Raw genomic sequence first — 25,363 nt, 5'->3', positions numbered from 1 at the left:
GGTCCGACTTCACACGGTAAAGTCCTAGGTCCGACTTTACTCGGTGACAGTCCTAGAGCCGACTTCACTAATAAAATTTTTTCCTGCTTAAATCGGAATGAATACGAATTTTCGCAACAGGAAGGAGCAGTTATGAAAAAATTACTCGTTTTTATCTCTATTTTACTCCCGATCAGCATATTTTTATCCGGCTGTAATAACAAAGAAACGCCGGAACAGGGGGAAGATCAGGCGTTAAAATTATACACGACTGTTTACCCGCTTCAATATTTTACAGAAAGAATCGGCGGCAAATATGTCGATGTAAAAACCATTTACCCGCCTGGAGCTGATGAGCACACTTTTGAGCCTTCCCAAAAAGATATGCTAAAGTTGGCGGAAGCAGATGCTTTTATTTATATTGGCCTCGGGCTGGAAGGCTTTGTCGAAAAGGCAAAACACACTTTGGAAAATGAGAAAGTTACCCTAGTTGCTGCCGGTGATCATGTCGATCTTAACACAGTCAACCACGATCATGTGCGTGCCGACAATGATGAGCATAGTGATGATAGCCAGGCCGATCATAGCAAAGCTGATTCGCACTCTCATGGTGACGACAGTACACATACAGAAGAAAATACAGATTCCAGCAACCAAGCTGACGATCACGGGCATGATCATGATATTGATCCCCATGTCTGGCTCGATCCCCTTTACTCCATTGAGTTGGCAGAAGCTGTTAAAGAGGTGTTAACCGAAAAGCTGCCCGAACAGGAGAGCTTATTCCAGGAAAACTTTGATAAACTCGCCGGCGAGCTTGATGAACTTCACCACGAGTTCGAAAAGGTAGCCGAAACAGCAAGCCATAGAGAAATGATTGTTTCACACGCCGCCTACGGCTATTGGGAAACGCGCTATGGGATTGAGCAGCTCAGCATTTCAGGGCTGTCAACAGCCAGTGAACCCACACAGAGAGACCTGGAGCAAATTATTGCACTTGCCGATCAGCATGGACTTCAGTATATATTGACAGAACAGAATGTCAGCTCAAAGTTCAGCGAGATTGTCCAAAAAGAAATCGGTGCCGAAACGATGACCCTCCATAATCTCTCAACCTTAACCGAAAAAGATATTAAAGCACAAGAAACGTATCTTACCATTATGCAAAAAAATCTTCAGACATTAGAAAAGGCGTTAAACGGATAAAACCTCCTCATTGGAGGTTTTTTTATGTGCTAATGATAAATTGGAGAACATATTGGCCGTCCCGTTGTTGAAAAAAAAGCTGTTCGACCTTGAATTTAAGCTATTGCGGATATAATGGCTCCACATTCTTGCACATGTTCCTGCAAAATAAGGAAACTTTTACATATTTATCTCTCTGTTGTAAACACTAAGCTTTAAATGTGGACAACAATGGAAGGGAAGGTTATGGATGGATGATTTGCTGATTGCCCGTTCTTTATTCGGGACAACAATGGGATTTCATATTATTTTTGCAACGATTGGCGTTGGTTTGCCGTTAATGATGCTGACAGCTGAGCTGCTTTATCAAAAAACAAAGGACCAGGATTATGTCGTGATGGCAAAACGATGGACGAAAGCGTTCGCTGTGCTGCTTGGCGTCGGCATTCCGACCGGGACGATTGCCGGAACCCAGCTCTCTTTATTGTGGCCGGGATTTATGGAAGTCATCGGCCGAGTGATGGCGCTGCCATTTCAAATTGAAATCTATGCCTTTTTTATTGAAGCTTTATTTATGTCGATCTATGTGTATGCGGCAGAACGGATACCGCCATGGGGAAGAATCGCCAGTCTCACACTTGTTGCATTCGGAGCGGTCGCCTCAGCCGTCTTAATTACAAACGTTCATGCCTTTCAGGGAAGCCCGACCGGCTTTAATATTCGCGATGGCCAAATTGTCGATGTCGACCCGTGGGCCGCTTTCTTCAATCCAGGGTTTTTTGTCAATGCTGTCCATGTTGCGCTGTCTGCATATTTGACAGGAGCTTTCGTCGTCGCATCGGTTGCCGCGTTTAAAATGCTGCAAAGCGACTTCGGTTCACGGATTTATAGATTTCACCACAAAGCGTTGATGCTAAGCTTGGTTATCGGCGGCATTTTTTCGCTTTTCACCGCATTTAATGGCCATGCAACAGCCCAGTACCTTCATGAAACCCAGCCGGAGAAGCTCGCTGCCGCCGAAGGCCTGTTTGAAACACAATCGCATGCACCGTTAACGGTTGGCGGCATTACTGATCCGGAAACACAGGAAGTTAGATGGGGATTTGAAATTCCGTGGGCTCTCAGCTTTTTGGCAGGCAACAGCTTTGATACCGTTGTCGTCGGCTTGAATGAATTTCCGGAGGAAGAATGGCCCCCGCTGTTTGTGCACACATTATTCAATGGAATGGTCGGAATCGGAACGCTGTTAATTTTGCTTTCGCTCACTGCGTTTGTATGGCACAAATTTTTGAAAAAAGATAGATTTCCACGCTTTTTTATGTGGATGTTCGTCGCATCTGGGCCATTAGCAGTATTGGGGATCGAATTTGGCTGGATTTTTGCCTGCACGGGCAGGCAGCCATGGGCAATATACAGGGCTCTATTAACACCAGATGCAGCAACCACAACAGGTAATCTCGGACTTCTGTTTATTCTGTTTGTTGCTGTTTATGCCGTCCTCGGGGCAGCAGTTGTTTTCGTTTTGGTTTATTATTTTAAACGGAACACCGTTCTCGATGATATAAATCGTGCAGAACAAAAAGGTGTGCCATTGTACGGATCCAATACTTAAAAAGGGTGAAAAAACATGACAGATGCACTATTAGCCATTACAGTACTATGGGGATTCGTTTTTATCTATGCTGTCATGGCCACGATGGATTTTGGAGCCGGCTTCTGGTCGATGCTTTATTTTAATAAAAAAAAAACAACGGCCACTAATATTGCCAACCGCTATCTGTCCCCGACATGGGAAGTAACGAACACATTTATTGTCGCACTTGTTGTTGCTGTCTACAGCTTATTTCCCGGAGCTGCCTACACGCTTGGTACCGTACTGCTCGTTCCCGGAAGCATGATCTTACTGCTGCTGGCAATCCGGAGCGCCTTTCTTGTGTTTTCCAACGTAGCTGAAGACTACCGAAAAGTATTGACGTACATATCGGGGATTACGGGAATCCTTATTCCCGGGCTGCTGATCAGCGTACTGCCAATTACCCATGGCGAGTTTGTCGATTTTTCAGGTGACGGGCAAACACTCAATATAGGCAGGCTGTTTACAAGCCAGCATGAGTATGCGTTTATTGCCTTTGCCGTAAGCAGTACGCTCTATCTGTCATCGCTGCTGCTTGCAGACTACTCAAAGGCATCCGATGCCATGGAAGCATATTATGTATACCGAAGAGATGCTTTAATCGTCGGACCTGTTTCGCTGTTGATGGCTTTTATGATTATGGTGACGATGGAGAATGAAGCGGAATGGATTTATCAGAATATGCTTGGCGATCTAAACTTGCTGATCATTTCAGTTGTACTTTTTTTCATTGCCGGGCTCGCCCTGTTTCTACCATCCATAACCACTAAAGGAGTAAAGGGAATGCCGCGCGCTGCGATGATTGCGACCACCCTTCAATATCTCGTCGCAAGCTATGTGTATGGAAAAGCCCACCTGCCATATATCGTCTATCCGGAAGTAACGATTGAGTCCGGCTTCACGGATCCTAACTCATTCCAGGCGGTGTTTATAACGTACATAGTCGGATTTTTGATCCTTTTTCCAGGCTTTATTTACTTTTGGAGCTTATTTATGAATGACAAACGCTATTTGCAGCGAAAAAAAGCACGTTAGCCTTTGCCGGTGACGCTTGCCTATTTTTGTTACGGATGATCGGCACAGATTCGGCAAAAGCTATTCATGTATCGACCATAAAGGAGTGATACAGCATGGCAAAAGACGTATTGTGTGAAGTGAATAACTGCACGTATTGGGAACACGGGAATCGCTGTGCAGCTGAGCAAATATACGTGGTAAGCCATACAGGCAACCAGGCGGATAATAGCCGTGAAACAGATTGTAAAACATTTGAACCCTCCTAAAGCAACAATTAAACAGGCAGACTCTGCCTGTTTTCTTTGTGATTTCCGGTGTTTACACCTGTCCCGCTATTCACTGGTTAACATCGGTCGTTTTTGCTTTAAGCGTTTTAATTGCGCCACAATCAAAAAGCTAACAATAACAAGCAAGAACCATGAACTTATTTTACTAAAATCCACAAGGCTCCAGCTGTCCTGCTGATTGGGATATTGCCAGGCACCCCAAAAGGTGGCAATGTTTTCGGCAATCCAAATAAAAGGCAATAAGGCAAATAATCAAAATAAAATCATAGCGGGCCAACGGCAAAAAGGACACCAACTGCGAGATAGCGAGCGTCAAAAAAATGACTGCGGGAAATATACAAGAAAGTGCTTGTTTGTATCCAAACGAAAGTAGATCTTTTATGTATCTCATCGTCTATTCTCCAGTCTGCTAGTTCTATCTATATATTAGCACAGATCCTTTTCCTGAAAATTGCAGTCTGATGAGCATGAAAAACGGACAACACCGTGCATGGTGAAATCCGTTTTTTAATGAAGGCATTTATAATCGAAAAGTCTCTTCAAAGCTGCACGTTTCCCTAAGACGCTTGCAATTGATTTCAAAGCCAATTCCGGGCTGATCCGGCACCTCGATGGCGCCATGACGAACGGTAACCTCCGGCATGATTATATCCTCTTCCCAATAGCGGCTTGATGAAGAAATGTCACCTGGAATGGTGAACCCGGGTAAACCGGCCAAGGCAATATTATGGGCCCGGGAAACGCCAAATTCGAGCATTCCGCCGCACCAGACCGGAACTCCGCTGTCTTTGCAGAAATCGTGAATTGCCAGAGCCGTGTTCAGTCCACCCACGCGGCCAATCTTAATATTTATCACTTGGCAGCTGCCAAGCTCGATCGCCTTCCGTGCATCGTCAAAAGAAACGATACTTTCATCAAGGCAGATCGGTGTCTTTAGCTGTTTTTGCAGCTTCGCATGATCGACGATATCATCAACTGCAAGCGGCTGCTCGATCATTAACAGGCCGAATTCATCGAGAGCCTTTAGCTTTTCGATATCATCGAGAGTATAAGCAGAATTGGCATCCGCCATCAGCTGAATATCAGGGAATCTTTCCCTAATTATTGCAAGCAAAGCATAATCGTTATCTGGACTGATTTTAACTTTAATCCGTGAATAGCCTTCTCCAATATAACCTTCTATTTGATCAATGGCTGATGAGGATGTCTTTGCACCGACCACAACTCCGGCTGGGATCGATGTCGCCGTGCTGCCAAGAATCCTTGCCAGCGGCGTATTTTTCTGTTTAGCATAAAGATCCCAGATCGCCATTTCAAGGGCAGCCTTTGCCATATGGTTTCTGCGGATTCCGTGAAAAAGAAAATCGACTTGATTCGGGTGGCTAATCTCCGAATCCTTTAACAACGGAATTAAAAAATCCTTCAGGACGTGGTAGCAGGTTTGGACGGTTTCTTCCGTATACCACGGAGAAGAAAAAGCAACAGCCTCTCCATACCCTTTCAGGCCATTCGTATCGACTGCTTCAACAATGATTGCCTCCCGCTCAGCAACCGTGCCAAGATGGGTTGAGAAGGGGAGCTTCAACGGCATTTTTATTACATACAGCCCGATTGCTTTTAGATTCAATCCCGTTCATTCCCCTTTCTGACCAGCTTGGGCAAATCTCTTCGTAACAGTTTATTGGCGGCATTACGCGGCAGCTCATCAACAAAGTTGATTTGTTTCGGAACCTTATAGCCTGCCAGCTTTTGTTTGCAGTAAGCGGCCAAATCATCCTCAGTTACTTCTGATCCACTTTTGCGGACGACGAATGCGGCCGGTACCTGGCCCCATTTTGAATCATTTATTCCGATGACACCTGCATCGGACACTTCGAAATGGGATAATAAAATACCTTCAATCTCGGCCGGGTAAATATTTTCCCCGCCTGAAATGATCAGGTCTGAACGCCTGTCGAGAACGTATAAAAAGCCTTCATCATCAAGAAAGCCAATATCTCCCGTTGATAGCCAGCCTTCACCAAAGTTATGGTCTATGACCGTATCATGATGCAAATAACCTGGTGTCACGTTCGGGCCCTTTACAAAGATTTCTCCTTCTTCTTTAGACCCCGCTTCATTTCCAAGGAAATTGACAATTTTTAATTGCGAAAGGAATAACGGTTTCCCTGCTGAGCCGAGCTTAGTTAAGCTGTAGTCAGGGGACAGCGTCACAATTTGCGACGCTGTTTCCGTCATCCCGTATGTCTGGTAAACGGGTATAGACTTCTTTCTGCATTTTTCGAGAAGCGGTAAAGGAGCAGGCCCTCCCCCTAAAAGCATGCAGCGAAATGAAGCGGGCAGCGCGTGTTCATTTAAGCCGTCAATCAAATTGACCAACATCACACTGACAACTGACATGATCGTTACATTGAATTTAGCGATATCGTGCAAAACCCTTTTTGCAACAAATTTCTCATGAAGGACGATCGGGATTCCATAGATGATGCTGCGAATCAGAATCGAATATCCGCTTATGTGAAAAAGGGGGACCGCACAGAGCCAGCAATCTTTATCCATCAAGCCAAGATTTAGAGCGGAGCCGATCGCGCTCCACCAATGATTGCCGTATGTTTGCAGCACACCTTTTGGATGTCCAGTCGTTCCTGACGTGTACATAATTGTACAAACATCTGCTAACGAAAATTCATCGACAATCTGTGCCTGCCCGTCTTGCCGCTCAAAAAGCTGCTCTTTCGTGATAACGGCTGTCTCGTCCATTTTTTTGGTTATTTCAACAGCCGTACTGCTAAAACTCTCTTCCGTTATGACAGCAGCAGCACAAGAATCGCCAATTTGCCAGGAAAGTTCCTGTGCCGACAGGCGGTTATTCAATATAACCGTTTTGATACCTAGCATTTGCAAAGCCAATAAAATGAACACCGTATCGGGATGATTTCTTAAAAGTACGGCAATATAACCGCCCGTGTCGATCTTTAATCCGGCAATTTTCGCTGCCGCGTTTAATGATTCTATATAAAGCTCTTTAAACGTATAAGACTCCCCTGAAAAATAAAGGGCCATCCTGTCTGGCGTCAAGTTTGCGCGTTTTTTCAACCAGTTGGGAATGCACTGTCCATCCAGAATCATCACCCTCCTTCCTTCCTTCTGTCCCGTTTTTTTCATTGTACAAAAACAGCCTGATGGAGGTCCATCAAGCTGTTGTGGAGTGATCAAGGAAAACGGGGGAATTTCCCAAAGTCGGGCTTGCGCTTCTCTTTGAATGCGTCCCGGCCTTCCTTCGCTTCGTCTGTTGTGTAATAAAGCAGAGTTGCATCACCGGCAAACTGCTGGATGCCGGCAAGTCCGTCCGTATCGGCATTGAATGCCGCTTTAAGAAAGCGAAGTGCTGTTGGGCTTTTTTCAAGAATTTCTTCACACCATTGAATCGTTTCCTCTTCGACCCGGTCAAGCGGAACTACCGTATTGACAAGTCCCATATCAAGCGCTTCCTGGGCATTGTACTGCCGGCATAGGAACCATATTTCACGTGCTTTTTTATGGCCGACAATTCGAGCCAAATAACCCGAACCGTATCCCGCATCAAAGCTGCCAACTTTCGGCCCGGTTTGACCGAATACTGCATTATCCGCTGCTATCGTCAAGTCGCACACGATATGGAGCACATGGCCACCGCCAATCGCATAACCTTTGACCATCGCAATGACCGGCTTTGGAATGACGCGAATCAAGCGTTGCAGATCAAGAACGTTCAGGCGGGGAATTTGGTCCTCACCTACATACCCGCCATGTCCGCGCACCTTTTGGTCGCCGCCCGAACAAAAAGCATCATCGCCGGCTCCCGTTAACACAATCACACCGACATTTGCGTCATCACGTGCATAGGCAAATGCGTCGATTAATTCCGAAACTGTTTTCGGACGAAATGCATTGCGTACTTCAGGGCGGCTTATCGTGATTTTTGCGATACCGTTATATGTTTCGTATAAAATATCTTCATAATTTCGTGCAGCTACCCATTCAACTGTCATCATTCGTTCCTCCTTTTATGTATGAATCAAAAACCTACTTACTATTGTACCAAACTTTTCAGGTTGTTCCACATGAACTGCATGTCCGGCTTTGTTAACGGTGATCCACTGGGGTTGCGGCAGTTGTTCAGCCATCAGGGCAGCAATCGTGCAAAACTTGTCATCCCATATCCCGGTTATAAGCAAGGTATGGTGCTGCAGATTTCTTAAATCATTCCACCATGACGGCTGGGCCCCTGTTCCCATTCCAATTAAGCTGTTTGCCAGCCCAATTGCCGAGTTATTCAGCCTTTGCTGCCTGATTAATTCCTTCTTCTGCTCAGAAAGGCTTTTTTGGCTTGAGAATAAGGGGATTTCTTCCCAATAAGAAACAAATTGTGCTACTCCCTTTTCCAATATAAATTGGGCAAGCTGCTCATCATCGCTCCTCCTGCTCGATCTTTCTTCCGCTGTTTTTAAACCTGGAGAAGCGCTTTCTAAAATCAGCTTGCGCACCCGGCCCGGATATTTTTTGGCAAAGGTTAACGCTAGCCTGCCACCCATTGAATAGCCGAGAACATCAGCTTGTCCGATTTCCATCTGATCAAGCAGTTCACACAAATCTTCCGCTGCTGATTCGATATGGTAACGATCGGGAGAATTGGGGCAATCTGTTTTCCCATGGCCAATAATATCGGGCATGATCAGCTCAGAATGGCCTCCCCATAACTTGCAGAACAGTTCCCATCCCGACGAATCGCCTGTAAAACCATGAAGCAGAATTAGCGGAAAACCGTCGCCGCACCGCCTGACATGAAAGTTGATTCCGTTTAAAACATATTTCATCATTATTCCTCTTTTAAAAAGCCGCTTATTTCCTGGGAAACATCGTTCCACAATTCTCGATGCTCGCTTAAATTCCTGTCTCTTGCTGTCGGAATTTCAATTACACTCAATCCATCATCCTCGATATTTCGCTGGAATGCAGAGTTAAAGCCGCTCCAGTCCGAAACTCTTGTAAAAGTACCGTGATACATCCTCACAACATGCTCAAAGTCGAGGCCGATCGGGGTGCCAAATAAAAGTTCAAAATGTTCGGGCTCAGCTGCCTGGGGCAAGAATGAGAAAATGCCCCCGCCGTCATTATTAATCAGCAAAATTTTAATATTTAAACTGTACAGCTTTGCAGCCAATAAACCATTAAGGTCATGGAAGAAGGTCAAATCTCCAACGACTAAATAAACCGGGCCAGATACAGCTGCAGCACCAAGCGCAGTTGAAATAACGCCGTCAATCCCATTAATTCCGCGGTTCGCCATGATCCGGATTGATTTTTCGCTATTATGAAAAAACGTATCCAGATCCCTGATCGGCATGCTGTTTGCCACGAATAACACGGACTGATCCGGGATGAACTCAGCAAGCTGCCAAAAAAGCTTCCCTTCACTTAGCTCTGCAATGTCATTTACTTTACGCAGGGACATTTTTGTAAAATCGTTCAAGTCAACCCATCTCTTCAGGTAACGGGACCGCTTTGCGGACGAAGCATATTTTGCTACTGAGCGGCAGAAATCACGCTCATTGCAATAAAGCATTTCCGATGCAGCTGCCGATGGGTCCCGCCAGCCCGCGCCTCCATCAATCACATATTGGACAGCAGCAATGTTTTCTTTTATAAAGCCGGACAGAGCCTTTGAGACAGGCATTGCCCCAAAGCGAAGAATCAGATCTGGTTTTAAGGCCTGCCTGCCTTCGTCATTTCGCAGGAAAGTATCATAAGTATCAATAATATAGTCTTTGTTATGCTTGCCGCTTCTGAGTTGCGATAGCGGGTCTGCAATGATTGGAAACTGAAGCTTTTGCGCCAATTGAATGATTGATTCTGTCAATTCAGAATTATCAATGGGGCCACAGACGATAATGCCTTTTTCAAATTGATTGATATGTTTCGAAATTTCCTGATATTTTTCAGTACTCAAAGTTAAATCTCCAGAGTGGATTCCGACATATTTGTCGGTTCTCTCCTCGTGCTCGAACAAATTTTGTTTCAGCAGGTCAGGCAAAAGAGGTTCTCGGAACGGGAAATTCAAATGGACCGGGCCGGCCGGTGCCCTTAACGCTGTTGCAGCAGCACGTGCGCAAACAGTTCTTGCATAGCGCAGCATATCAGGCGAATCTTCAGGCATCGCCATTTCCATAAACCATTTCACATGTCTTCCATATAAATGAATCTGGTCGATTGCCTGCGGTGCCCCGACGTCCCTTAATTCGTGGGGGCGATCAGCGGTCAGGACGATTAACGGCACCCTGGAGCTGTTTGCTTCAATAATTGCTGGATAATAGTTAGCCGCAGCTGTACCTGACGTACAAAGAATTGCGGTTGGGCGATGCGAAGCTTTGGCCATCCCTAACGCAAAAAACGCCGCTGAACGCTCGTCTACATGAACGTAAAGACGAAGTTCTGGATGGGCAGCCATCATTAGCGCCATTGGAGTTGATCGGGATCCGGGGCTTACGACAACATCCTTTACCCCAGCTGTCACTAATTCCCCTACAAAAGCAGCGATATACGCGGTTAAATTTTCTTGATGACTCATTCCATTCTTCCTCCAAGAGCTGTAAGCATTGGGCGAAATTTGATTCCCGTCTCCAGGTACTCACTTTCCGCATTTGAATCTGCGACAATTCCGCACCCGGCAAACAATGATGCCTCTTCTCCCTGAATCAATCCGGAACGAATCGATACCGCAAACTCACCGTTATCATGATAATCCACCCAGCCGAGCGGAGCAGCATAAAAACCCCGGTCCATTGCCTCAACCTCTCTAATCTTCGCAAGCGCTTCGTATTTTGGCGAGCCGCCTAATGCAGGAGTTGGATGGAGCCGTTTCACCAGCGAAAGCAATGTTTTATTCTGGAACAGCCTCCCGGTAACGGGCGTATATAAATGCTGAATATCCCTCATTTTTAAAAGTTGCGGCTCGTTCGGCATGTCCACATGTTCACATGCATCTGCCATAGCTTCTTTAATCATATCGACAACATATTGGTGCTCGATTAAATTCTTTTGATCCGTTAGCAGCGTTTTGCCGAGGAGTTTGTCTTCCTCCAGAGTTTTGCCCCGCGCAATCGAGCCGGCAAGGCAAGTCGACTTAACCTGGTTTGCCGCTTTTTTCACAAGCCTTTCCGGGGAGGCTCCAATAAAGCAATCCCCATTTGACTCAAAGGCAAAAATAAAGCTCTCTCTTTGTTCCTTGAGCAACCGTGAGAGAACCATTTCCACTTGAACTGCCTCTTTAAAATAGAGGCGGAGCTCCCTTGCAAGAACGACCTTTTTTAACGAACCTTCCTGCAAATCGGCGACAACATTGGAGACAGTATTTTTCCAATCCCCGGGATCTATCTCCTCTTTATGCAAAAGCTTAGCGCTATCGTAGTGGGCAGTTTTTGCGGCAGAGGAAAGAAGCTCCTGCCGATTTGCCGCCACTTTTTCAGCCAATGAAGCATCATCATGCTGTGTGCAAACCACATTAGTTGTTAAGTAGCTTTGTCCATCTATTATACTGAGCATATATTTTGGGATATGGAAAAGAGAATCGGAAAACTTTGACCATAACAGGGTTTTCTGTTTTAGCGGGTCAAAGGAAAATCCACCGAACATAACAGGACCCAGCCCTGGTTGTGGGTATGGATTATAAATGACAGAGCCTTCAATAAAGCGCTTCCACTCTTTTTCAGTCTGAAGAACACGATCATCCGCCTGGTCGGATTGAATTTGCTTGCATATCCCGAGGCCGATAATCAAGGTTTGGCCGGAAGGATCCTTCCAAAAAAACCGTTCACCGAGATATTGCTCCCTTCCAGCAGCGAAATAATCAAGAGGGTCGATATGACCGAGTTTATGAACTTCACTAACCAATACAGGCTTTGCTAACCTTCTGGCCCTATCTATCGCTTCCGATATGCCTTCCTTAAGCTCTGTATCTTGAATAGTAACCAAAAAAATCCCTCCAATAACAGCGAAATAAAGCTGTTATCCTTCGTTATAAACTTATTTTAAGATACACCTCCTGCCAGTGCAATGTCAATAATGCTGATCAGATGATTCCTAGTAATTTCCTTATTATATAATTTCCTTTTTAACAGCTGGCAAAAGCAACCTGAAATATACGAAAAAAGTCATTGACAGTGCTTATCCGATTACCTAAACTAAAAATTGTAAACAAAAAGTTCACACGGTTGCCATCTATATATTTTTGACAAATCTATACACTTTCGATAAAATAAGTAGGTTTGCACTATCATTTTTTATAAGGGAGAGACAGATTGATGCAATCTCATATGCACACAAGTCCTTCACCTGTTGCATCTTCACAAAATTGGAGAGTCTGGTGGCAATTAACGCGCCCCCATACGTTAACAGCAGCGTTTGTACCGGTCCTGCTTGGAACCGCGTTAGCGCTCCAGGATACTGACATTCATATTGGTTTATTGGCAGCAATGCTCATTGCCAGTTTATTTATTCAGGCTGCTACGAATATGTTCAATGAGTATTATGATTATAAACGCGGCTTGGATAACGAAGAATCAGTGGGCATTGGTGGCGCGATTGTCCGACACGGTATTTCTGCGAAAACGGTTATCTCACTGGCTCTTGGTTTGTACGGGCTCGCGCTCCTGATCGGAATTTATATTTGCATGAACAGCACATGGTGGCTTGCATTAATTGGGCTCGCTTGTATGCTTGCCGGATATTTATACACTGGCGGTCCTATCCCGATTGCCTATACCCCATTCGGAGAACTCTTTGCCGGCCTGTTTATGGGCATCATGATTATCTTAATTTCCTTTTATATTCAGACAGGCTTTATCTCGACGATCAGTATTCTTGTCTCAATTCCAATCGCGTTATTGGTCGGGGCGATACTGCTTGCCAACAATATTCGCGATCTCGATGGCGATAAAGAAAATGGGCGGAAAACGTTGGCCATATTACTGGGCCGAAAACGGGCGATCTATTTATTGGCCGGAAAATTCATTATCTCGTTTGTCTGGGTTTTTGGATTGATTGTAAGTGCCAAGGCATCACCATGGCTTGCTCTTGTTGTGTTGAGCGCCCCGAAAGCGGTGGAAGCGATCAAGGGTTTCATTGGCAAAACAGTGCCGCTCCAGATGATGCCTGCTATGAAAGCAACAGCCCAAACCAACACTATTTTTGGATTTTTACTGTCGATTGGGTTGTTCCTGAGCTATTTTTTATAAATTTGTTATTAACGGCTTCCGTCTCAACGAGGAAGCTTTTTTATTTTTCGAAAAAGATCATCAGTCTTTTTTGGATTAGAGTTGTCCACTGCTTCCAAACCCACTATCTTCCTCTTAAGGCGATCGAGACTGGAACTTACGGAATCACCGTTTGGAGATATTCCATACCACAGGTCTGATCGGTATGCAGAAGACAATCATAAAGACAAAAAATGAGGCCGGAATCCGGCCTCATTTTCTATAGTTAAAGTATATAATTTTTGATACTTCTTAGTAGGGCGTTTCCATGTCCAGCCCCAGCGCCTAGCCCTTCGAGTCGCTTCGGTCCTGCCAATGAAGTCAAAGAACGACTTCACCGTCAGGCCCTTCGACGTACAGGACGTACTAGTGCCGACGTTGCCACAGGACGTGGCGCTTCTTAGTCGGCCAGCGCTTGTCGGGGCTGAACAAGGCGCTTGCGCTTGTCTTACTATCTTACCGCTCCCGGAGAAGAATTGATGTTCCATATATCATCCGCATATTCCCGAATCGTCCGATCACTCGAAAAATAGCCGGAATGGGCTATGTTCATTAAGCTCATTTTCAGCCAGCCCTGCTCGTTTTCGTACGCTTTGCCTGCCTGTTTATGAATATCGGCATAAGAGGCAAAATCCCTCAATACAAAGTACTGATCATTCTGCATAAGCAGGGAATCATAAATGGTTTCGAACTCATCTCCGACGCCTGGAAAAAAGCCATTGCCAAGCGAGTCGACTACATTCCGAATCCGCGTATCAAGATGGTAATACTCACGGGAATGATAGCCGCCGTTTTGATAATAGTTCAAAACTTCACTTGCACTCAAACCAAACACAAAAATATTCTCCTCGCCGGCTTTCTCCATAATTTCAATATTTGCACCGTCCAATGTTCCGAGCGTGACAGCGCCATTCATCATGAATTTCATATTCCCGGTGCCTGATGCTTCTTTGCTCGCGGTCGAAATCTGTTCACTAATGTCAGTGGCCGGAAATATTTCTTCAGCAAGCGAAACGCGATAATTTTCCAGAAAGATCACTTTCAGCTTGTCGTTTACTTTCGGATCATGATTCACTTTGTCGGCAACAGCATGAATCAGTTTAATTATCTTCTTCGCATAATAATAGCCCGGCGAAGCTTTTGCCCCAAAGATAAACGTTCTCGGGTGCATATTAAAACTTTGGTCATCCTTGATTTGCTTGTATAAATGCATGATATGGAGAATGTTTAGCAGCTGGCGCTTATAGGCGTGCAGCCTTTTCACTTGCACATCAAAAATTGAAGCAGGATCAACGGTTATACCGGTTTTCTCCTTGATTTTCAAGGCTAGGCTTTCCTTGTTGCCCCTTTTAATAGCGTTCATTTGTCCCAAGAGTGACTGATCATTAAGATGCTCACCCAGATGAGAAAGGGAGCTGGGATTTCCCACCCAGGACGGGCCAATCGTCTCGGTGATTAATGCAGCCAGACGCGGGTTTGCCTTGAGGAGCCATCTTCTGTGGCTAATTCCATTTGTTTTATTATTAAATTTTTCAGGCGATATTTCAAAAAAGCGGACCATCTCCCGTTGCTTCAAAATATCTGTGTGAATTTTTGCGACTCCGTTGACACTATGGCTTCCAACGATCGCAAGGTGGGCCATTTTCACTTTTCCATGTGCGATAATCGCCATAGCTTCAATCCGCTCCCAATCACCGGGATAGCGCAGCCATAAATCTTTACAAAAACGCTCGTTAATTTCATTGATGATCATATAAATTCTCGGCAGCAACGGCTGGAACAGGCGAATCGGCCATTTTTCGAGCGCCTCTGAGAGAGTCGTATGATTCGTATAAGAAATCGTTTTCGTCGTCACTTCCCAAGCCTGGTCCCAGCCAAGCTTCTCCTCATCGAGCAATATCCGCATCAGCTCCGGGATCGCCAAAACAGGGTGTGTATCATTAATATGAAGCCCTATGTATTGAGGCAGTTTAAGCAAGCTGGCATGATTACGCTTATATGAACGGATAATGGAACGAATACTTGCTGAGACAAGAAAATATTGCTGCTTTAACCGCAAGATTTTCCCTTCGTCATGTGTATCATCAGGATAAAGAAACTCAGACACGGATTCTGTTTCCCTTTTGTACTTCAAAATATCCTTATTAATTGGATATGGGGACGGCTCTGCACTCCAAAGCCGCAGCGTATTTACCGTATTTGTGTTATAGCCAACGACCGGAATATCATATGGAACAGCAGTAATCATTTCCGCATCCACATGGCGGAAACGAAGCCCGCCTTTTTCCGTATAGCTTTCAACAGTCCCCCAAAACGGGATATTGATGGCTAAATCTGCTTTACGCACTTCCCACACATGGCCGTGCCGAAGCCATTGTTCCGGCAGTTCAACTTGATAGCCATCGACAATTTTCTGCTCAAAAAGGCCGTGCTTATATCTGATGCCGCAGCCATGTCCCGGCATATTTAAAGAAGCAAGCGAATCAAGGAAACATGCTGCGAGTCTGCCGAGTCCGCCATTTCCAAGTCCTGCGTCCGCCTCGACCTCTTCAAGTTCATCCAGGTCGATTCCAAGTTCTTTTAAACCGTTGCTCACTACCTCTTCCATCCCGATATTCATCAAATTATGCCGCAGCAGCCGCCCGAGTAAAAACTCGATTGACAGGTAGTATACTTGCTTCGTCCCTGTGCTTCTGTAGCGCTCGTTCGTTTGAATCCAATCCGGGCTGATGTATTCCCTGATCATGCTGCCGAGTGTATGAAACTGGTCCCATTTCGTACTGTCATTAAAACTTTTGCCATATGTCATCTCAAGGCGCTGCAGGAACAAAGCTTTAAATTCCTCTTTGTTAGAAAACATGACTATCACTCCTTGAGATCAGCTCAGCATAAAGCTTATTATATTTGAATGCCGACTGCGCCCAGCTGTAGTCAGTTTTCATCGCCCGTTTTACAAGCTGATCCCAGATCTTTTTATCTTCATAAAAGCGGAGCGCCCTCCGGATCGTGTAAAGCATATCGTGGGCATTAAAGTTTTTGAAAGAAAAACCATTGCCTTCATTGGAAAACTCATTGAAGGGTTGGACTGTATCATTTAAGCCTCCCGTTTCCCGGACAATCGGTACCGCTCCATAATTCATTGCGATCATCTGGCCAAGGCCGCACGGTTCAAATAGGGACGGCATTAAAAACAAATCTGCGCCGGCGTATATTTTATGGGCCAATGCTTCATCGAACCCGATATGTGCATTAAATTGTGATGAAAACTGGTGGCTCTTCCACCTGAAAAAATCCTCAAACTCCGCATCCCCTGTCCCTAAAACAACCATTTGCATATTTTCAGCCATGAGCTCATCAAACACCCGTTTGACGAGATCGAGTCCCTTTTGCTTAGTAAGCCTTGTGATCATCACCAAAAGCGGCGTATCAGCCTGCTCAGCGAGCCCGAACAAACGCTGCAGCTCTTGTTTGTTTTTTATTTTTCCGGCCAAATTGTTATAACTGTATGGATGTGTTACAAAAGGATCATTGGCTGGATTGTAAAATTCATCGTCAATTCCATTTAAAATACCAACCAAATCGGCGTTTCTTCTCCTCAGCAATCCATCGAGTTTTTCCCCGTAATAAGGCATTTGAATTTCTTCTAAGTAGGAAGGGCTGACCGTTGTGATCTTATCAGCGGCAACAAGTGCCCCCTTCATAAAATTGACATCTCCATAAAATTCAAGCTGTTCACTGTTAAAATATTCATCGCCGAGACCCAGCAAATCGTGCAAAACTTCCTTAGGATATACGCCCTGAAATTGCAGGTTATGAATCGTAAAAACAGTTCTGATCATTCCATAGCCTTCCCTTTTTGCATATCTTGCTTTAAGCAGGAAAGGAATCATGCCAGTATGCCAATCATGGCAATGAAGAATATCAGGATAAAAATCGAGGCAGGACAAGCTTTCTAGCACAGCCCGGTTAAAGTAAGCAAATCGTTCACCGTCATCAAAATATCCGTACAGGCGATCGCGCTTAAAATAATACTCATTGTCGACAAAATAATAGGTTACCCCTTCAAATACAAGCTCTTCAATCCCGCAATACTGGTTGCGCCAGCCGACCTGTACATTGAGTTCACAAATCTTTTTTAAACGCTTCCGGTACTCTTCCGGGAGGCTCCCGTATTTTGGCATGATGACACGGATATCCGTTCCGAGTTTTTTCAATTCTCTTGGCAATGATCCTGCAACATCCGCCAACCCGCCGGATTTAATGAACGGCATACACTCCGATACAGCAAATAGTAGCTTCACGAATTCATCAACGCTCCCTGTACGGTTCCTTTTCGAATCACATACGGATGGCGGCTGGAAGCCTTCATAACAGTATTCGGCTCTATCTTTACATCCTTATCCAAAATAACTGAATCTAGCACACAGTTTTCGGCAATTTGGCATTTTTGCATAATGATACTGTTTCGAATCACCGAGTTTTTGCCGATCTTTACTCCCCTTGAAATAATGCTGTTTTCCACATACCCATCAAGGATACAGCCGTTCGCAATCATCGCATTTTTGACTCTCGCTCCTGCTAAATAGCGGGTTGGCGGTTCATCTTTTACTTTTGTATAAATTGGCTGATCCTTCAAAAATAGCTGCTGCCAAATCGTTGGTTGAAGAATGCTCATGCTCGCATTGAAATAAGTGTTAATTGAGTCGATCATAAAGGTGAATCCGGTATAATTATAGGTGCAGAGCCTATATGAATGGCCAATATCGGCCACAACATCCCGCATGCAGGTATAGCCCGTATTTTCTCTTGTCTCAATTAATTCAATCAACAGGGATTTTTTCACCAGATACATTTCTAGCGATTTTCCCTTCTGGCGAATCTCTGTAATATCACATCCGGATGCAAGATGCCAATCAAGGACTGGCCTGAAATCCATATTTAACACGGTGTAACAGTTCGCAATCACGGCATAATCCTGTGTACTTCGGTAAAAATAATCGAGGTTTGCCGCAAAGTGGGTAAACGATCCAATTCCCTGCTGCGGCCCATCTAAATTTGGCGATGGAAAAAAGAACAGTCCATCCCGCTTTCGATTGAGGTCCCAGTTTCGCCCGGAACCTAAATGGTCCATTAAGGAGCGGTATTGGAATTTTGGAAAAATCGCAACGCTCTCAATTTCTGAATTCACCATATTTGATAATACAAAGTCAATTAGTCGATATCGCCCGGCGATCGGAACTGCTGCAAGAGAACGATGAATAATCAATTCTTCTAAATCTTCATGATAGGTCGTTGCATCAATAACACCCAGTAGTCGCTTTTTCAACTTTTGTCCCTCCCGATTTATTATTTGTCAGCGTTTCAGACTAATGTTTACTGTTTGTCTGGATAACATTATGAGAAAATACCTTTCAGCAGTTCATCGGTCACGAGTACCACTTCTTCCGATTCATCGACAGGGCGGATCACCGTGCCGTCAGGAACACGGATATTGGAAGGAACGATCGCTTTTTCGATATAAGTGTTTTTTCCGATGACAGCATCCGGCATCACGACCGTTTCTTTGACAACCGCCCCTTTTTCAACGGTAACACCCTGGAATAAAACAGATTTTCTAATATCCCCTTCAATGGTGCAGCCTTCGTTGACGAGCGATTCAGTAATATCCGCTTCCGCTGAAATATATTGTGGAGGATGGTTCGGGTTGATTGAGTAGATTCGCCACGAATAATCAAACAGGTTAAGTTGACATTCTTCATCCAGCATATCCATGTTTGCTTCCCAGAGGCTTTTTACTGTCCCAACATCTTTCCAGTAACCTTTAAATGGATAGGCATACATTTTCTTTTTCTCATCAAGAAGGAGTGGAATGACATCCTTGCCAAAATCATGTGAGGATTCCGGGTTACGGTCATCCATTTCCAAATACTCTTTTAAAACGCTCCAGTTGAAAATATAAATTCCCATTGAGGCAAGATTGCTTTTTGGCATTTGCGGTTTTTCGTCAAATTGGGTTATTTTCATGTCGTCGCTCGTATTCATAATCCCGAATCGACTCGCTTCAGCCCAGGGAACTTCGATGACGGAAATGGTCACATCTGCCCCTTTTTCAACGTGGTATTGCAGCATTTGTTCGTAATCCATTTTATAAATGTGATCTCCGGAGAGGATTAGTACATATTCAGGGTCGTACTGAACTAAATAATTTAAATTTTGGTAAATGGCACTCGCTGTTCCTGTATACCATTTCACTTCAGAGGACTCGCTATATGGGGGTAAAACTGTGACCCCTCCATCTTTTCGGTCCAGGTCCCAGGCACTGCCGATGCCAATATAGGAGTTTAAAACAAGAGGTTGATATTGAGTGAGGACACCGACAGTATCAATCCCGGAATTTGTGCAGTTGCTCAACGTAAAATCAATGATTCTATATTTGCCGCCAAATGGAACGGCCGGCTTCGCCAGGCTCTTCGTCAATGTACTAAGCCTGCTTCCCTTTCCTCCTGCTAGTAGCATTGCGACGCACTTTTTCTTCACCATTGCTGTTCATCTCCTTCCGCTTTTTCACAGGTCTTAATATGGTTAACCCAAATGGCGATACCGTTAATTTCACAGAATAAGGCCTTCCGTGAAAGCTGCTTTCTTCCGCTTTTACAACCCGCTTGTTCACAAAACCTGCCCCGCCAAATGCGAGCTGGTCACTGTTAAATATTTCGCGGTACTGTCCTGCCGCAGGAACACCAATTTTATAATCCAGATATGTTTTTTCTGTAAAATTACCAATGATGATAAAAAACTCGCCCTCTTTTGCCCCCTTACGCATAAAAGAAAAGATTGACTGCTGCCCATTATCCACGTCAATCCATTCAAAACCTTCACCCAGGTGATCGAGTTCGTACAATGGTTTGGAACGCTTATAAAGCTTAAGTAATTCTTTAACATAGTCATTTAATTTTTTGTGCATGTCATACTCAAGCAAATGCCAATCAAGCTGTTCTCTAAACTTCCATTCTGCAAACTGACCAAGCTCGGTGCCCATAAACAGCAGTTTTTTCCCTGGGTGGGCAAACATAAATCCAAGCAAAAGACGCAGTTGCGCAAATTTTTGCCAATAATCTCCCGGCATTTTATCCAGCAGCGATTTCTTGCCATGCACCACTTCATCGTGGGAGAATGGCAAAACAAAATTTTCATTAAATGCATATAACAGTGAAAATGTTACTTTGCTGTGGTGTTTTGCTCTTTGAGAGGAGGGAGCTTCCATATAGGTCAAAATGTCATTCATCCAACCCATATTCCACTTATAATTGAAGCCCAGCCCGCCATAATGCACAGGGCTGGTCACCTGTGGCCAGTCCGTTGAATCCTCTGCGATCATCAACATGTTCTCGTCTTGCTCAAAGATAGCCTTATTCAATTTTTTTAAAAATTCGAGCCCGTATGGATTGGAATGGCAGCCATCTGAATTAGGCCAATAGATGATGTTCGCCACTGCATCAACACGAAACCCGTCCACATGGAAATATTCCATCCAAAACAATGCATTGGAGATCAAAAAACTTTGTACTTCCGGCTTTCCGAGATCAAAATTGGCCGTTCCCCATTCATGATTTTCCCGGTCATGGCTATTTTGGTACTCAAACAAATAGCTCCCATCAAAGCGAAACAGTCCATGATCATCCTTGCAAAAATGCCCGGGAACCCAGTCAAGTATTACACCTATCCCATTTTGATGGCACTGATCAATGAAAAACATCAGGTCTTGCGGTGTGCCGTAACGGCTTGTAACGGAATAATAGCCAGTACCCTGATAGCCCCATGAGTCGTCGAACGGATGCTCAACTAATGGCAACAGCTCAATCTGCGTAAAACCATGCTCCAGGACATACGGAATTAGTTGCTCAGCCAACTCCCTGTAAGTAAGAAAACTTCCATCCTCTTTCCTTTTCCAGGAGCCTGCATGCACTTCGTATATCGCTGCCGGCTCAGCATAGATCGGCTTTTTCTCTTTGCGAGTTCGCCAATTATGGTCGTTCCATTGGTAACCGTTAAGAGAATATACAATTGAGGCAGTTCGTGGGCGAAGCTCGGAATAATAGCCGAATGGGTCTGATTTTAGCAGCCGTTCACCGTTATGATTGATAATTTCATACTTATATAGGGCACCCTCCAGATTTCTATCGACCATCAGCATCCAAACACCTTCATTATTCACTCTATGAAAGGTATACCCTTCTCCATTCCAATTGTTGAAATCACCGACTAGTCTGACAATGGCAGCAGATGGAGCCCATACACAAAATCGGGTAAACTGCCTCTCATTTTCCTCAAATAGATGGGCACCAAATAAACGGTAGCTTTCATAAAACGTACCTTCATGAAACAAATGCAGCTGATAATCCGTAGGCAATAATGAATTCAAAACAATCCTTCTCCCCGCTCCAAAAATATTTCATGACTTTTATCTATTATTCGATTTGAGTTTCGAATATCCTTGTAAAAGTTTTTTTAATTTTATGACAATAAACACTGTTTTTCGATAAAATTTGAATAGAAATATGTAAATAACTGGGGTTTCGACAATATTATCAGCAAGCAGTTACGAAAAAGCAGTTTAGTAATATAGGATTTTATTAGTCGTTGTTTTAATAGGACAGACAGGAGTCTCGTTGTTATAGTCTTCTCGTTCATTCGATGACTCCAGCCCATGATCTTATTTCGTCAGACAAATGTAAAAAAGCCCGGCACCATTATTGATGCCGAGCTTTGTATAATAGAAACACAAATGGATTAGAAATGAGAGGATACATGGGAATAACCAATCTGCTTGACAGGCCCGATATCATTTAAGCGGAAATTCAGGGAATTAAGCCAAAGCCATTTTACTGTTAGCAACTAGAACCAGGATTGAATTCAATTTACATGGCAAACCCAAATCAAAAAAGCTGCTGACACATTGTCAACAGCTTTTTTGATAGATGACCCCTACGGGATTCGAACCCGTGTTACCGCCGTGAAAGGGCGGTGTCTTAACCGCTTGACCAAGGGGCCGTTTATTATGGCGGAGAAGGAGGGATTTGAACCCTCGCGCCGCTTACGCGACCTACACCCTTAGCAGGGGCGCCTCTTCAGCCTCTTGAGTACTTCCCCATATAGATGGCTCCGCAGGCAGGATTCGAACCTGCGACCGTTCGGTTAACAGCCGAATGCTCTACCACTGAGCTACTGCGGAATATTAAGATACTGCGGATTATTAAGATATTTTTTATCGCTAGTCTAGAAGAACAACCAAGCTATTCTCCCGAGCTGAATTTTATACGAATGGTGGGCCTAAATGGACTCGAACCATCGACCTCACGCTTATCAGGCGTGCGCTCTAACCAGCTGAGCTATAGGCCCATTTGGAGCGGGTGATGGGAATCGAACCCACGATATCAGCTTGGAAGGCTGAAGTTTTACCATTAAACTACACCCGCATCATATTTATAGAAGTTTTCTATACATATCCACAGACAATAAAGGTGGCTCAGGACGGAATCGAACCGCCGACACAAGGATTTTCAGTCCTTTGCTCTACCGACTGAGCTACTGAGCCATAATTCAAATATTCCCTAAACTTTAATTCAGTAAGTCCTTTGCTCAAAAGATCTCACGATCTTTCTCGCAGATTGCCGCAGAAGCTTTTCATCGATGTGAGCAATCTGCTCTACCGACTGAGCTACTGAGCCAATTAAAAAAAAAATGGCGGTCCCGACCGGGATCGAACCGGCGATCTCCTGCGTGACAGGCAGGCATGTTAACCGCTACACCACGGGACCAGATTGCGGGGGCAGGATTTGAACCTGCGACCTTCGGGTTATGAGCCCGACGAGCTACCGGACTGCTCCACCCCGCGACAATAGAAATTATAAAGTTTTCCCTATGCACTTTGATAGCATTAGGACTGTCCCGATCTCAGGATGCTAAACCAAGCTGCAGCTCGATCGGTACAACTCGCAGTTTATTCTGTGAAGTAACGCTCGTTGCTCCACCCCGCGACAATAGAAATTATTAAGTTTTCCCTATGCACTTTGATTGCATTAGGACTGTCCCGATCTCAGGATGCTAAACCAAGCTGTGGCTCGATCGGTACAACTCGCAGTTTATTCTGTGAAGTAACGCTCGTTGCTCCACCCCGCGACAATAGAAATTATTAAGTTTTCCCTATGCACTTTGATAGCATTAGGACTGTCCCGATCTCAGGATGCTAAACCAAGCTGCGGCTCGATCGGTACAACTCGCAGTTTATTCTGTGAAGTAACGCTCGTTGCTCCACCCCGCGACAATAGAAATTATTAAATAAAATATGGAGGAGGAAGAGGGATTCGAACCCCCGCGCGGTATGACCCGCCTGTCGGTTTTCAAGACCGATCCCTTCAGCCAGACTTGGGTATTCCTCCGAATAATAAGTATTAATGGTGGACCTTGTAGGACTCGAACCTACGACCGGACGGTTATGAGCCGTCTGCTCTAACCAGCTGAGCTAAAGGTCCATGTTGAGTATTTTAATAAAGATTGTAGTCAAAAACCGTCTGTCCCCATCTCAGTATGTTCATTCAAGCAGCGGCTCGATGGGTACAAATCGCAGCTTGATTCATGGATGCTTTGCTCGTTGCTCTAACCAGCTGAGCTAAAGGTCCATAATCATTTATTTATTTGGTAGCGGCGGAGGGGATCGAACCCCCGACCTCACGGGTATGAACCGTACGCTCTAGCCAGCTGAGCTACACCGCCAAATTTAAAACAATAATAATCAATGGTGGAGCCTAGCGGGATCGAACCGCTGACCTCCTGCGTGCAAAGCAGGCGCTCTCCCAGCTGAGCTAAGGCCCCATACGCGTTTTTACTGGTCGGGAAGACAGGATTCGAACCTGCGACCCCTTGGTCCCAAACCAAGTGCTCTACCAAGCTGAGCTACTTCCCGAGATATAATATGGCGCGCCCGACAGGAGTCGAACCCATAACCTTCTGATCCGTAGTCAGACGCTCTATCCAATTGAGCTACGGGCGCATATATTGAAAGTTATTTTGCTATCGCAAAAAACTTTGGTGCCGAGGACCGGAATCGAACCGGTACGGTAGTCACCTACCGCAGGATTTTAAGTCCTGTGCGTCTGCCAGTTCCGCCACCCCGGCTAATTTAATAAGAGCGGAAGACGGGATTCGAACCCGCGACCCCAACCTTGGCAAGGTTGTATTCTACCACTGAACTACTTCCGCAATAAAATGGTGCGGGTGAAGGGAGTCGAACCCCCACGCCTTGCGGCGCCAGATCCTAAGTCTGGTGCGTCTGCCAGTTCCGCCACACCCGCATTTGTTAGATGTCAGATTTTAAGAAATTGCTCTGAAACAAGTTTTTGAATCCGACTTCTGATTTTCATTTTCTCACACTTCTAAAATGGTGAGCCATGAAGGACTCGAACCTTCGACCCTCTGATTAAAAGTCAGATGCTCTACCGACTGAGCTAATGGCTCAAAATAAAAAGAATAGTGGTGCCGGCAAGAGGACTTGAACCCCCAACCTACTGATTACAAGTCAGTTGCTCTACCAATTGAGCTACACCGGCATAATGGAGAATGACGGGATCGAACCGCCGACCCTCTGCTTGTAAGGCAGATGCTCTCCCAGCTGAGCTAATTCTCCAAATTTAAACTGCCCAGCGGCGTCCTACTCTCACAGGGGGAGACCCCCAACTACCATCGGCGCTGAGAAGCTTAACTTCCGTGTTCGGGATGGGAACGGGTGTGACCTTCTCGCTATCGTCACCAGACAAGTTAAAGACATATTTTATTATAATGCCTTTTAAAATTATTGCAAGAGAAAATGAAAGATTCGTTCTCTCAAAACTAGATAATCCAGAAGAAGTAAGTGTATCCGAGAATACCATTTCAAATTGTGGTTAAGTCCTCGATCGATTAGTATCAGTCAGCTC

The 25,363-nt window shown here is 44.9% G+C and carries 17 protein-coding genes, 20 tRNA genes, 1 rRNA gene and 1 pseudogene; 5 read left to right on the top strand and 34 right to left on the bottom strand.

The window, feature by feature from the left end:
- Nucleotides 1-132 precede the first annotated feature (132 nt).
- The 4 genes from CVD23_RS04865 to CVD23_RS04850 all read left to right on the top strand — a co-directional run bounded on the left by CVD23_RS04865 (nucleotide 133) and on the right by CVD23_RS04850 (nucleotide 4,080).
- Nucleotides 133-1,185 carry a metal ABC transporter solute-binding protein, Zn/Mn family gene (locus tag CVD23_RS04865; protein WP_101665359.1) on the top strand — a complete coding sequence of 351 codons (1,053 nt, stop codon included), beginning with the start codon at nucleotides 133-135 and terminating at the stop codon, nucleotides 1,183-1,185.
- Nucleotides 1,186-1,414: 229 nt separating this feature from the next.
- Nucleotides 1,415-2,776 (top strand): cytochrome ubiquinol oxidase subunit I, encoded by a 1,362-nt coding sequence (locus CVD23_RS04860; RefSeq protein WP_101665358.1) that lies wholly within the window; start codon nucleotides 1,415-1,417, stop codon nucleotides 2,774-2,776.
- Between the two features lie 15 nt (nucleotides 2,777-2,791).
- On the top strand, nucleotides 2,792-3,832 hold the full coding sequence (locus CVD23_RS04855) for a cytochrome d ubiquinol oxidase subunit II (protein ID WP_101665357.1): 1,041 nt from the start codon (nucleotides 2,792-2,794) through the stop codon (nucleotides 3,830-3,832).
- Nucleotides 3,833-3,927: 95 nt separating this feature from the next.
- Nucleotides 3,928-4,080, top strand: a complete 153-nt coding sequence (locus CVD23_RS04850) for a DUF1540 domain-containing protein (RefSeq protein ID WP_101576414.1) — start codon at nucleotides 3,928-3,930, stop codon at nucleotides 4,078-4,080.
- Nucleotides 4,081-4,146: 66 nt separating this feature from the next.
- On the opposite strand, the pseudogene CVD23_RS22770 reads toward CVD23_RS04850, so the two are convergent.
- From CVD23_RS22770 to CVD23_RS04815, 8 genes and pseudogenes are all read right to left on the bottom strand, one after another.
- A pseudogene (locus tag CVD23_RS22770) lies at nucleotides 4,147-4,335 on the bottom strand (DUF817 family protein); the annotation flags it as partial.
- A complete protein-coding gene (locus tag CVD23_RS04845) occupies nucleotides 4,247-4,492 on the bottom strand; it encodes a DUF817 family protein (protein ID WP_374702615.1) in 246 nt (81 codons plus the stop codon). The pseudogene CVD23_RS22770 and the gene CVD23_RS04845, both read right to left, overlap by 89 nt.
- A gap of 129 nt (nucleotides 4,493-4,621) precedes the next feature.
- Entirely contained in the window at nucleotides 4,622-5,728 is a 1,107-nt protein-coding gene (menC, locus tag CVD23_RS04840) for an o-succinylbenzoate synthase (protein ID WP_101665356.1), read from the bottom strand.
- Entirely contained in the window at nucleotides 5,725-7,230 is a 1,506-nt protein-coding gene (locus CVD23_RS04835; RefSeq protein ID WP_245917359.1) for an o-succinylbenzoate--CoA ligase, read from the bottom strand. The genes menC and CVD23_RS04835 overlap by 4 nt, the downstream gene beginning before the upstream one ends.
- Nucleotides 7,231-7,313: 83 nt before the next feature.
- Nucleotides 7,314-8,132, bottom strand: coding sequence for a 1,4-dihydroxy-2-naphthoyl-CoA synthase (gene menB / locus CVD23_RS04830; protein ID WP_101665355.1), 819 nt, complete (start codon nucleotides 8,130-8,132; stop codon nucleotides 7,314-7,316).
- A gap of 15 nt (nucleotides 8,133-8,147) precedes the next feature.
- Nucleotides 8,148-8,957, bottom strand: coding sequence for a 2-succinyl-6-hydroxy-2,4-cyclohexadiene-1-carboxylate synthase (gene menH / locus CVD23_RS04825; protein ID WP_101665354.1), 810 nt, complete (start codon nucleotides 8,955-8,957; stop codon nucleotides 8,148-8,150).
- Nucleotides 8,958-8,959: 2 nt separating this feature from the next.
- Complete coding sequence (menD, locus tag CVD23_RS04820) at nucleotides 8,960-10,708, bottom strand: 2-succinyl-5-enolpyruvyl-6-hydroxy-3-cyclohexene-1-carboxylic-acid synthase (RefSeq protein ID WP_101665353.1); 1,749 nt, start codon at nucleotides 10,706-10,708, stop codon at nucleotides 8,960-8,962.
- Complete coding sequence (locus CVD23_RS04815) at nucleotides 10,705-12,111, bottom strand: isochorismate synthase (protein ID WP_101576419.1); 1,407 nt, start codon at nucleotides 12,109-12,111, stop codon at nucleotides 10,705-10,707. The genes menD and CVD23_RS04815 overlap by 4 nt, the downstream gene beginning before the upstream one ends.
- Nucleotides 12,112-12,440: 329 nt before the next feature.
- On the opposite strand from CVD23_RS04815, the gene CVD23_RS04810 reads away from it, so the two are divergent.
- The gene (locus tag CVD23_RS04810) at nucleotides 12,441-13,373 is read left to right on the top strand and encodes a 1,4-dihydroxy-2-naphthoate polyprenyltransferase (RefSeq protein ID WP_101576420.1); all 933 of its coding nucleotides are present in this window, start codon (nucleotides 12,441-12,443) and stop codon (nucleotides 13,371-13,373) included.
- Between the two features lie 469 nt (nucleotides 13,374-13,842).
- Here the strand turns inward: CVD23_RS04810 and CVD23_RS04805 are convergent, their stop codons facing one another.
- The 26 genes from CVD23_RS04805 to rrf form a co-directional block, all read right to left on the bottom strand.
- On the bottom strand, nucleotides 13,843-16,251 hold the full coding sequence (locus CVD23_RS04805) for a glycogen/starch/alpha-glucan phosphorylase (RefSeq protein WP_101576421.1): 2,409 nt from the start codon (nucleotides 16,249-16,251) through the stop codon (nucleotides 13,843-13,845).
- Complete coding sequence (glgA, locus tag CVD23_RS04800) at nucleotides 16,241-17,692, bottom strand: glycogen synthase GlgA (RefSeq protein WP_101665352.1); 1,452 nt, start codon at nucleotides 17,690-17,692, stop codon at nucleotides 16,241-16,243. The genes CVD23_RS04805 and glgA overlap by 11 nt, the downstream gene beginning before the upstream one ends.
- A complete protein-coding gene (locus CVD23_RS04795; protein ID WP_101576423.1) occupies nucleotides 17,689-18,717 on the bottom strand; it encodes a sugar phosphate nucleotidyltransferase in 1,029 nt (342 codons plus the stop codon). The genes glgA and CVD23_RS04795 overlap by 4 nt, the downstream gene beginning before the upstream one ends.
- Nucleotides 18,718-18,785: 68 nt before the next feature.
- Nucleotides 18,786-19,931: a glucose-1-phosphate adenylyltransferase gene (locus CVD23_RS04790; protein ID WP_101576424.1), complete on the bottom strand. Its 1,146-nt coding sequence runs from the start codon at nucleotides 19,929-19,931 to the stop codon at nucleotides 18,786-18,788.
- Entirely contained in the window at nucleotides 19,873-21,819 is a 1,947-nt protein-coding gene (gene glgB, locus CVD23_RS04785) for a 1,4-alpha-glucan branching protein GlgB (protein WP_101665351.1), read from the bottom strand. Before glgB ends, CVD23_RS04790 begins: the two co-directional genes overlap by 59 nt.
- Before the next feature lie 551 nt (nucleotides 21,820-22,370).
- Nucleotides 22,371-22,442, bottom strand: a tRNA-Glu gene (locus tag CVD23_RS04780).
- Between the two features lie 8 nt (nucleotides 22,443-22,450).
- Nucleotides 22,451-22,541 (bottom strand) — tRNA-Ser (locus CVD23_RS04775).
- A 7-nt stretch (nucleotides 22,542-22,548) separates the two neighbouring features.
- Nucleotides 22,549-22,623, bottom strand: a tRNA-Asn gene (locus CVD23_RS04770).
- 90 nt (nucleotides 22,624-22,713) lie between these two features.
- Nucleotides 22,714-22,790: transfer RNA gene (locus CVD23_RS04765), tRNA-Ile, on the bottom strand.
- Nucleotides 22,791-22,793: 3 nt separating this feature from the next.
- Nucleotides 22,794-22,867, bottom strand: a tRNA-Gly gene (locus tag CVD23_RS04760).
- A 46-nt stretch (nucleotides 22,868-22,913) separates the two neighbouring features.
- Nucleotides 22,914-22,986: transfer RNA gene (locus tag CVD23_RS04755), tRNA-Phe, on the bottom strand.
- A gap of 147 nt (nucleotides 22,987-23,133) precedes the next feature.
- Nucleotides 23,134-23,209: transfer RNA gene (locus tag CVD23_RS04750), tRNA-Asp, on the bottom strand.
- A 3-nt stretch (nucleotides 23,210-23,212) separates the two neighbouring features.
- Nucleotides 23,213-23,286: transfer RNA gene (locus CVD23_RS04745), tRNA-Met, on the bottom strand.
- Between the two features lie 451 nt (nucleotides 23,287-23,737).
- Nucleotides 23,738-23,830 (bottom strand) — tRNA-Ser (locus tag CVD23_RS04740).
- 16 nt (nucleotides 23,831-23,846) lie between these two features.
- Nucleotides 23,847-23,923, bottom strand: a tRNA-Ile gene (locus CVD23_RS04735).
- Between the two features lie 164 nt (nucleotides 23,924-24,087).
- Nucleotides 24,088-24,164, bottom strand: a tRNA-Met gene (locus tag CVD23_RS04730).
- A gap of 23 nt (nucleotides 24,165-24,187) precedes the next feature.
- Nucleotides 24,188-24,263: transfer RNA gene (locus CVD23_RS04725), tRNA-Ala, on the bottom strand.
- Between the two features lie 14 nt (nucleotides 24,264-24,277).
- Nucleotides 24,278-24,354 (bottom strand) — tRNA-Pro (locus CVD23_RS04720).
- Nucleotides 24,355-24,364: 10 nt separating this feature from the next.
- Nucleotides 24,365-24,441: transfer RNA gene (locus tag CVD23_RS04715), tRNA-Arg, on the bottom strand.
- 36 nt (nucleotides 24,442-24,477) lie between these two features.
- Nucleotides 24,478-24,566: transfer RNA gene (locus CVD23_RS04710), tRNA-Leu, on the bottom strand.
- A gap of 12 nt (nucleotides 24,567-24,578) precedes the next feature.
- Nucleotides 24,579-24,650: transfer RNA gene (locus CVD23_RS04705), tRNA-Gly, on the bottom strand.
- 7 nt (nucleotides 24,651-24,657) lie between these two features.
- Nucleotides 24,658-24,742, bottom strand: a tRNA-Leu gene (locus CVD23_RS04700).
- 87 nt (nucleotides 24,743-24,829) lie between these two features.
- Nucleotides 24,830-24,905 (bottom strand) — tRNA-Lys (locus CVD23_RS04695).
- A 16-nt stretch (nucleotides 24,906-24,921) separates the two neighbouring features.
- Nucleotides 24,922-24,997: transfer RNA gene (locus CVD23_RS04690), tRNA-Thr, on the bottom strand.
- Nucleotides 24,998-25,001: 4 nt separating this feature from the next.
- Nucleotides 25,002-25,074: transfer RNA gene (locus CVD23_RS04685), tRNA-Val, on the bottom strand.
- Nucleotides 25,075-25,085: 11 nt separating this feature from the next.
- Nucleotides 25,086-25,201 (bottom strand): 5S ribosomal RNA (gene rrf, locus CVD23_RS04680).
- Between the last annotated feature and the right edge of the window lie 162 nt (nucleotides 25,202-25,363).

The sequence above is a fragment of the Bacillus sp. V33-4 genome (genome assembly GCF_002860225.1).
Classification (GTDB): domain Bacteria; phylum Bacillota; class Bacilli; order Bacillales; family Cytobacillaceae; genus Bacillus_BJ; species Bacillus_BJ canaveralius.
The sequence above is the reverse complement of the archived record's forward strand: the minus strand, read 5'-3'. Positions and strand labels throughout refer to the sequence as shown.

Bases quoted from the DNA above. Each gene is read 5' to 3' on its own strand.
- CVD23_RS04865 (WP_101665359.1), top strand. From the start codon at position 133: ATGAAAAAATTACTCGTTTTTATCTCTATTTTACTCCCGATCAGCATA.
- CVD23_RS04860 (WP_101665358.1), top strand. From the start codon at position 1,415: ATGGATGATTTGCTGATTGCCCGTTCTTTATTCGGGACAACAATGGGA.
- CVD23_RS04855 (WP_101665357.1), top strand. From the start codon at position 2,792: ATGACAGATGCACTATTAGCCATTACAGTACTATGGGGATTCGTTTTT.
- CVD23_RS04850 (WP_101576414.1), top strand. From the start codon at position 3,928: ATGGCAAAAGACGTATTGTGTGAAGTGAATAACTGCACGTATTGGGAA.
- CVD23_RS04845 (WP_374702615.1), bottom strand. From the start codon at position 4,492: ATGAGATACATAAAAGATCTACTTTCGTTTGGATACAAACAAGCACTT.
- CVD23_RS04835 (WP_245917359.1), bottom strand. From the start codon at position 7,230: ATGATTCTGGATGGACAGTGCATTCCCAACTGGTTGAAAAAACGCGCA.
- menB (WP_101665355.1), bottom strand. From the start codon at position 8,132: ATGACAGTTGAATGGGTAGCTGCACGAAATTATGAAGATATTTTATAC.
- menH (WP_101665354.1), bottom strand. From the start codon at position 8,957: ATGAAATATGTTTTAAACGGAATCAACTTTCATGTCAGGCGGTGCGGC.
- menD (WP_101665353.1), bottom strand. From the start codon at position 10,708: ATGAGTCATCAAGAAAATTTAACCGCGTATATCGCTGCTTTTGTAGGG.
- CVD23_RS04810 (WP_101576420.1), top strand. From the start codon at position 12,441: ATGCAATCTCATATGCACACAAGTCCTTCACCTGTTGCATCTTCACAA.
- CVD23_RS04805 (WP_101576421.1), bottom strand. From the start codon at position 16,251: ATGTTTTCTAACAAAGAGGAATTTAAAGCTTTGTTCCTGCAGCGCCTT.
- CVD23_RS04790 (WP_101576424.1), bottom strand. From the start codon at position 19,931: ATGGTGAAGAAAAAGTGCGTCGCAATGCTACTAGCAGGAGGAAAGGGA.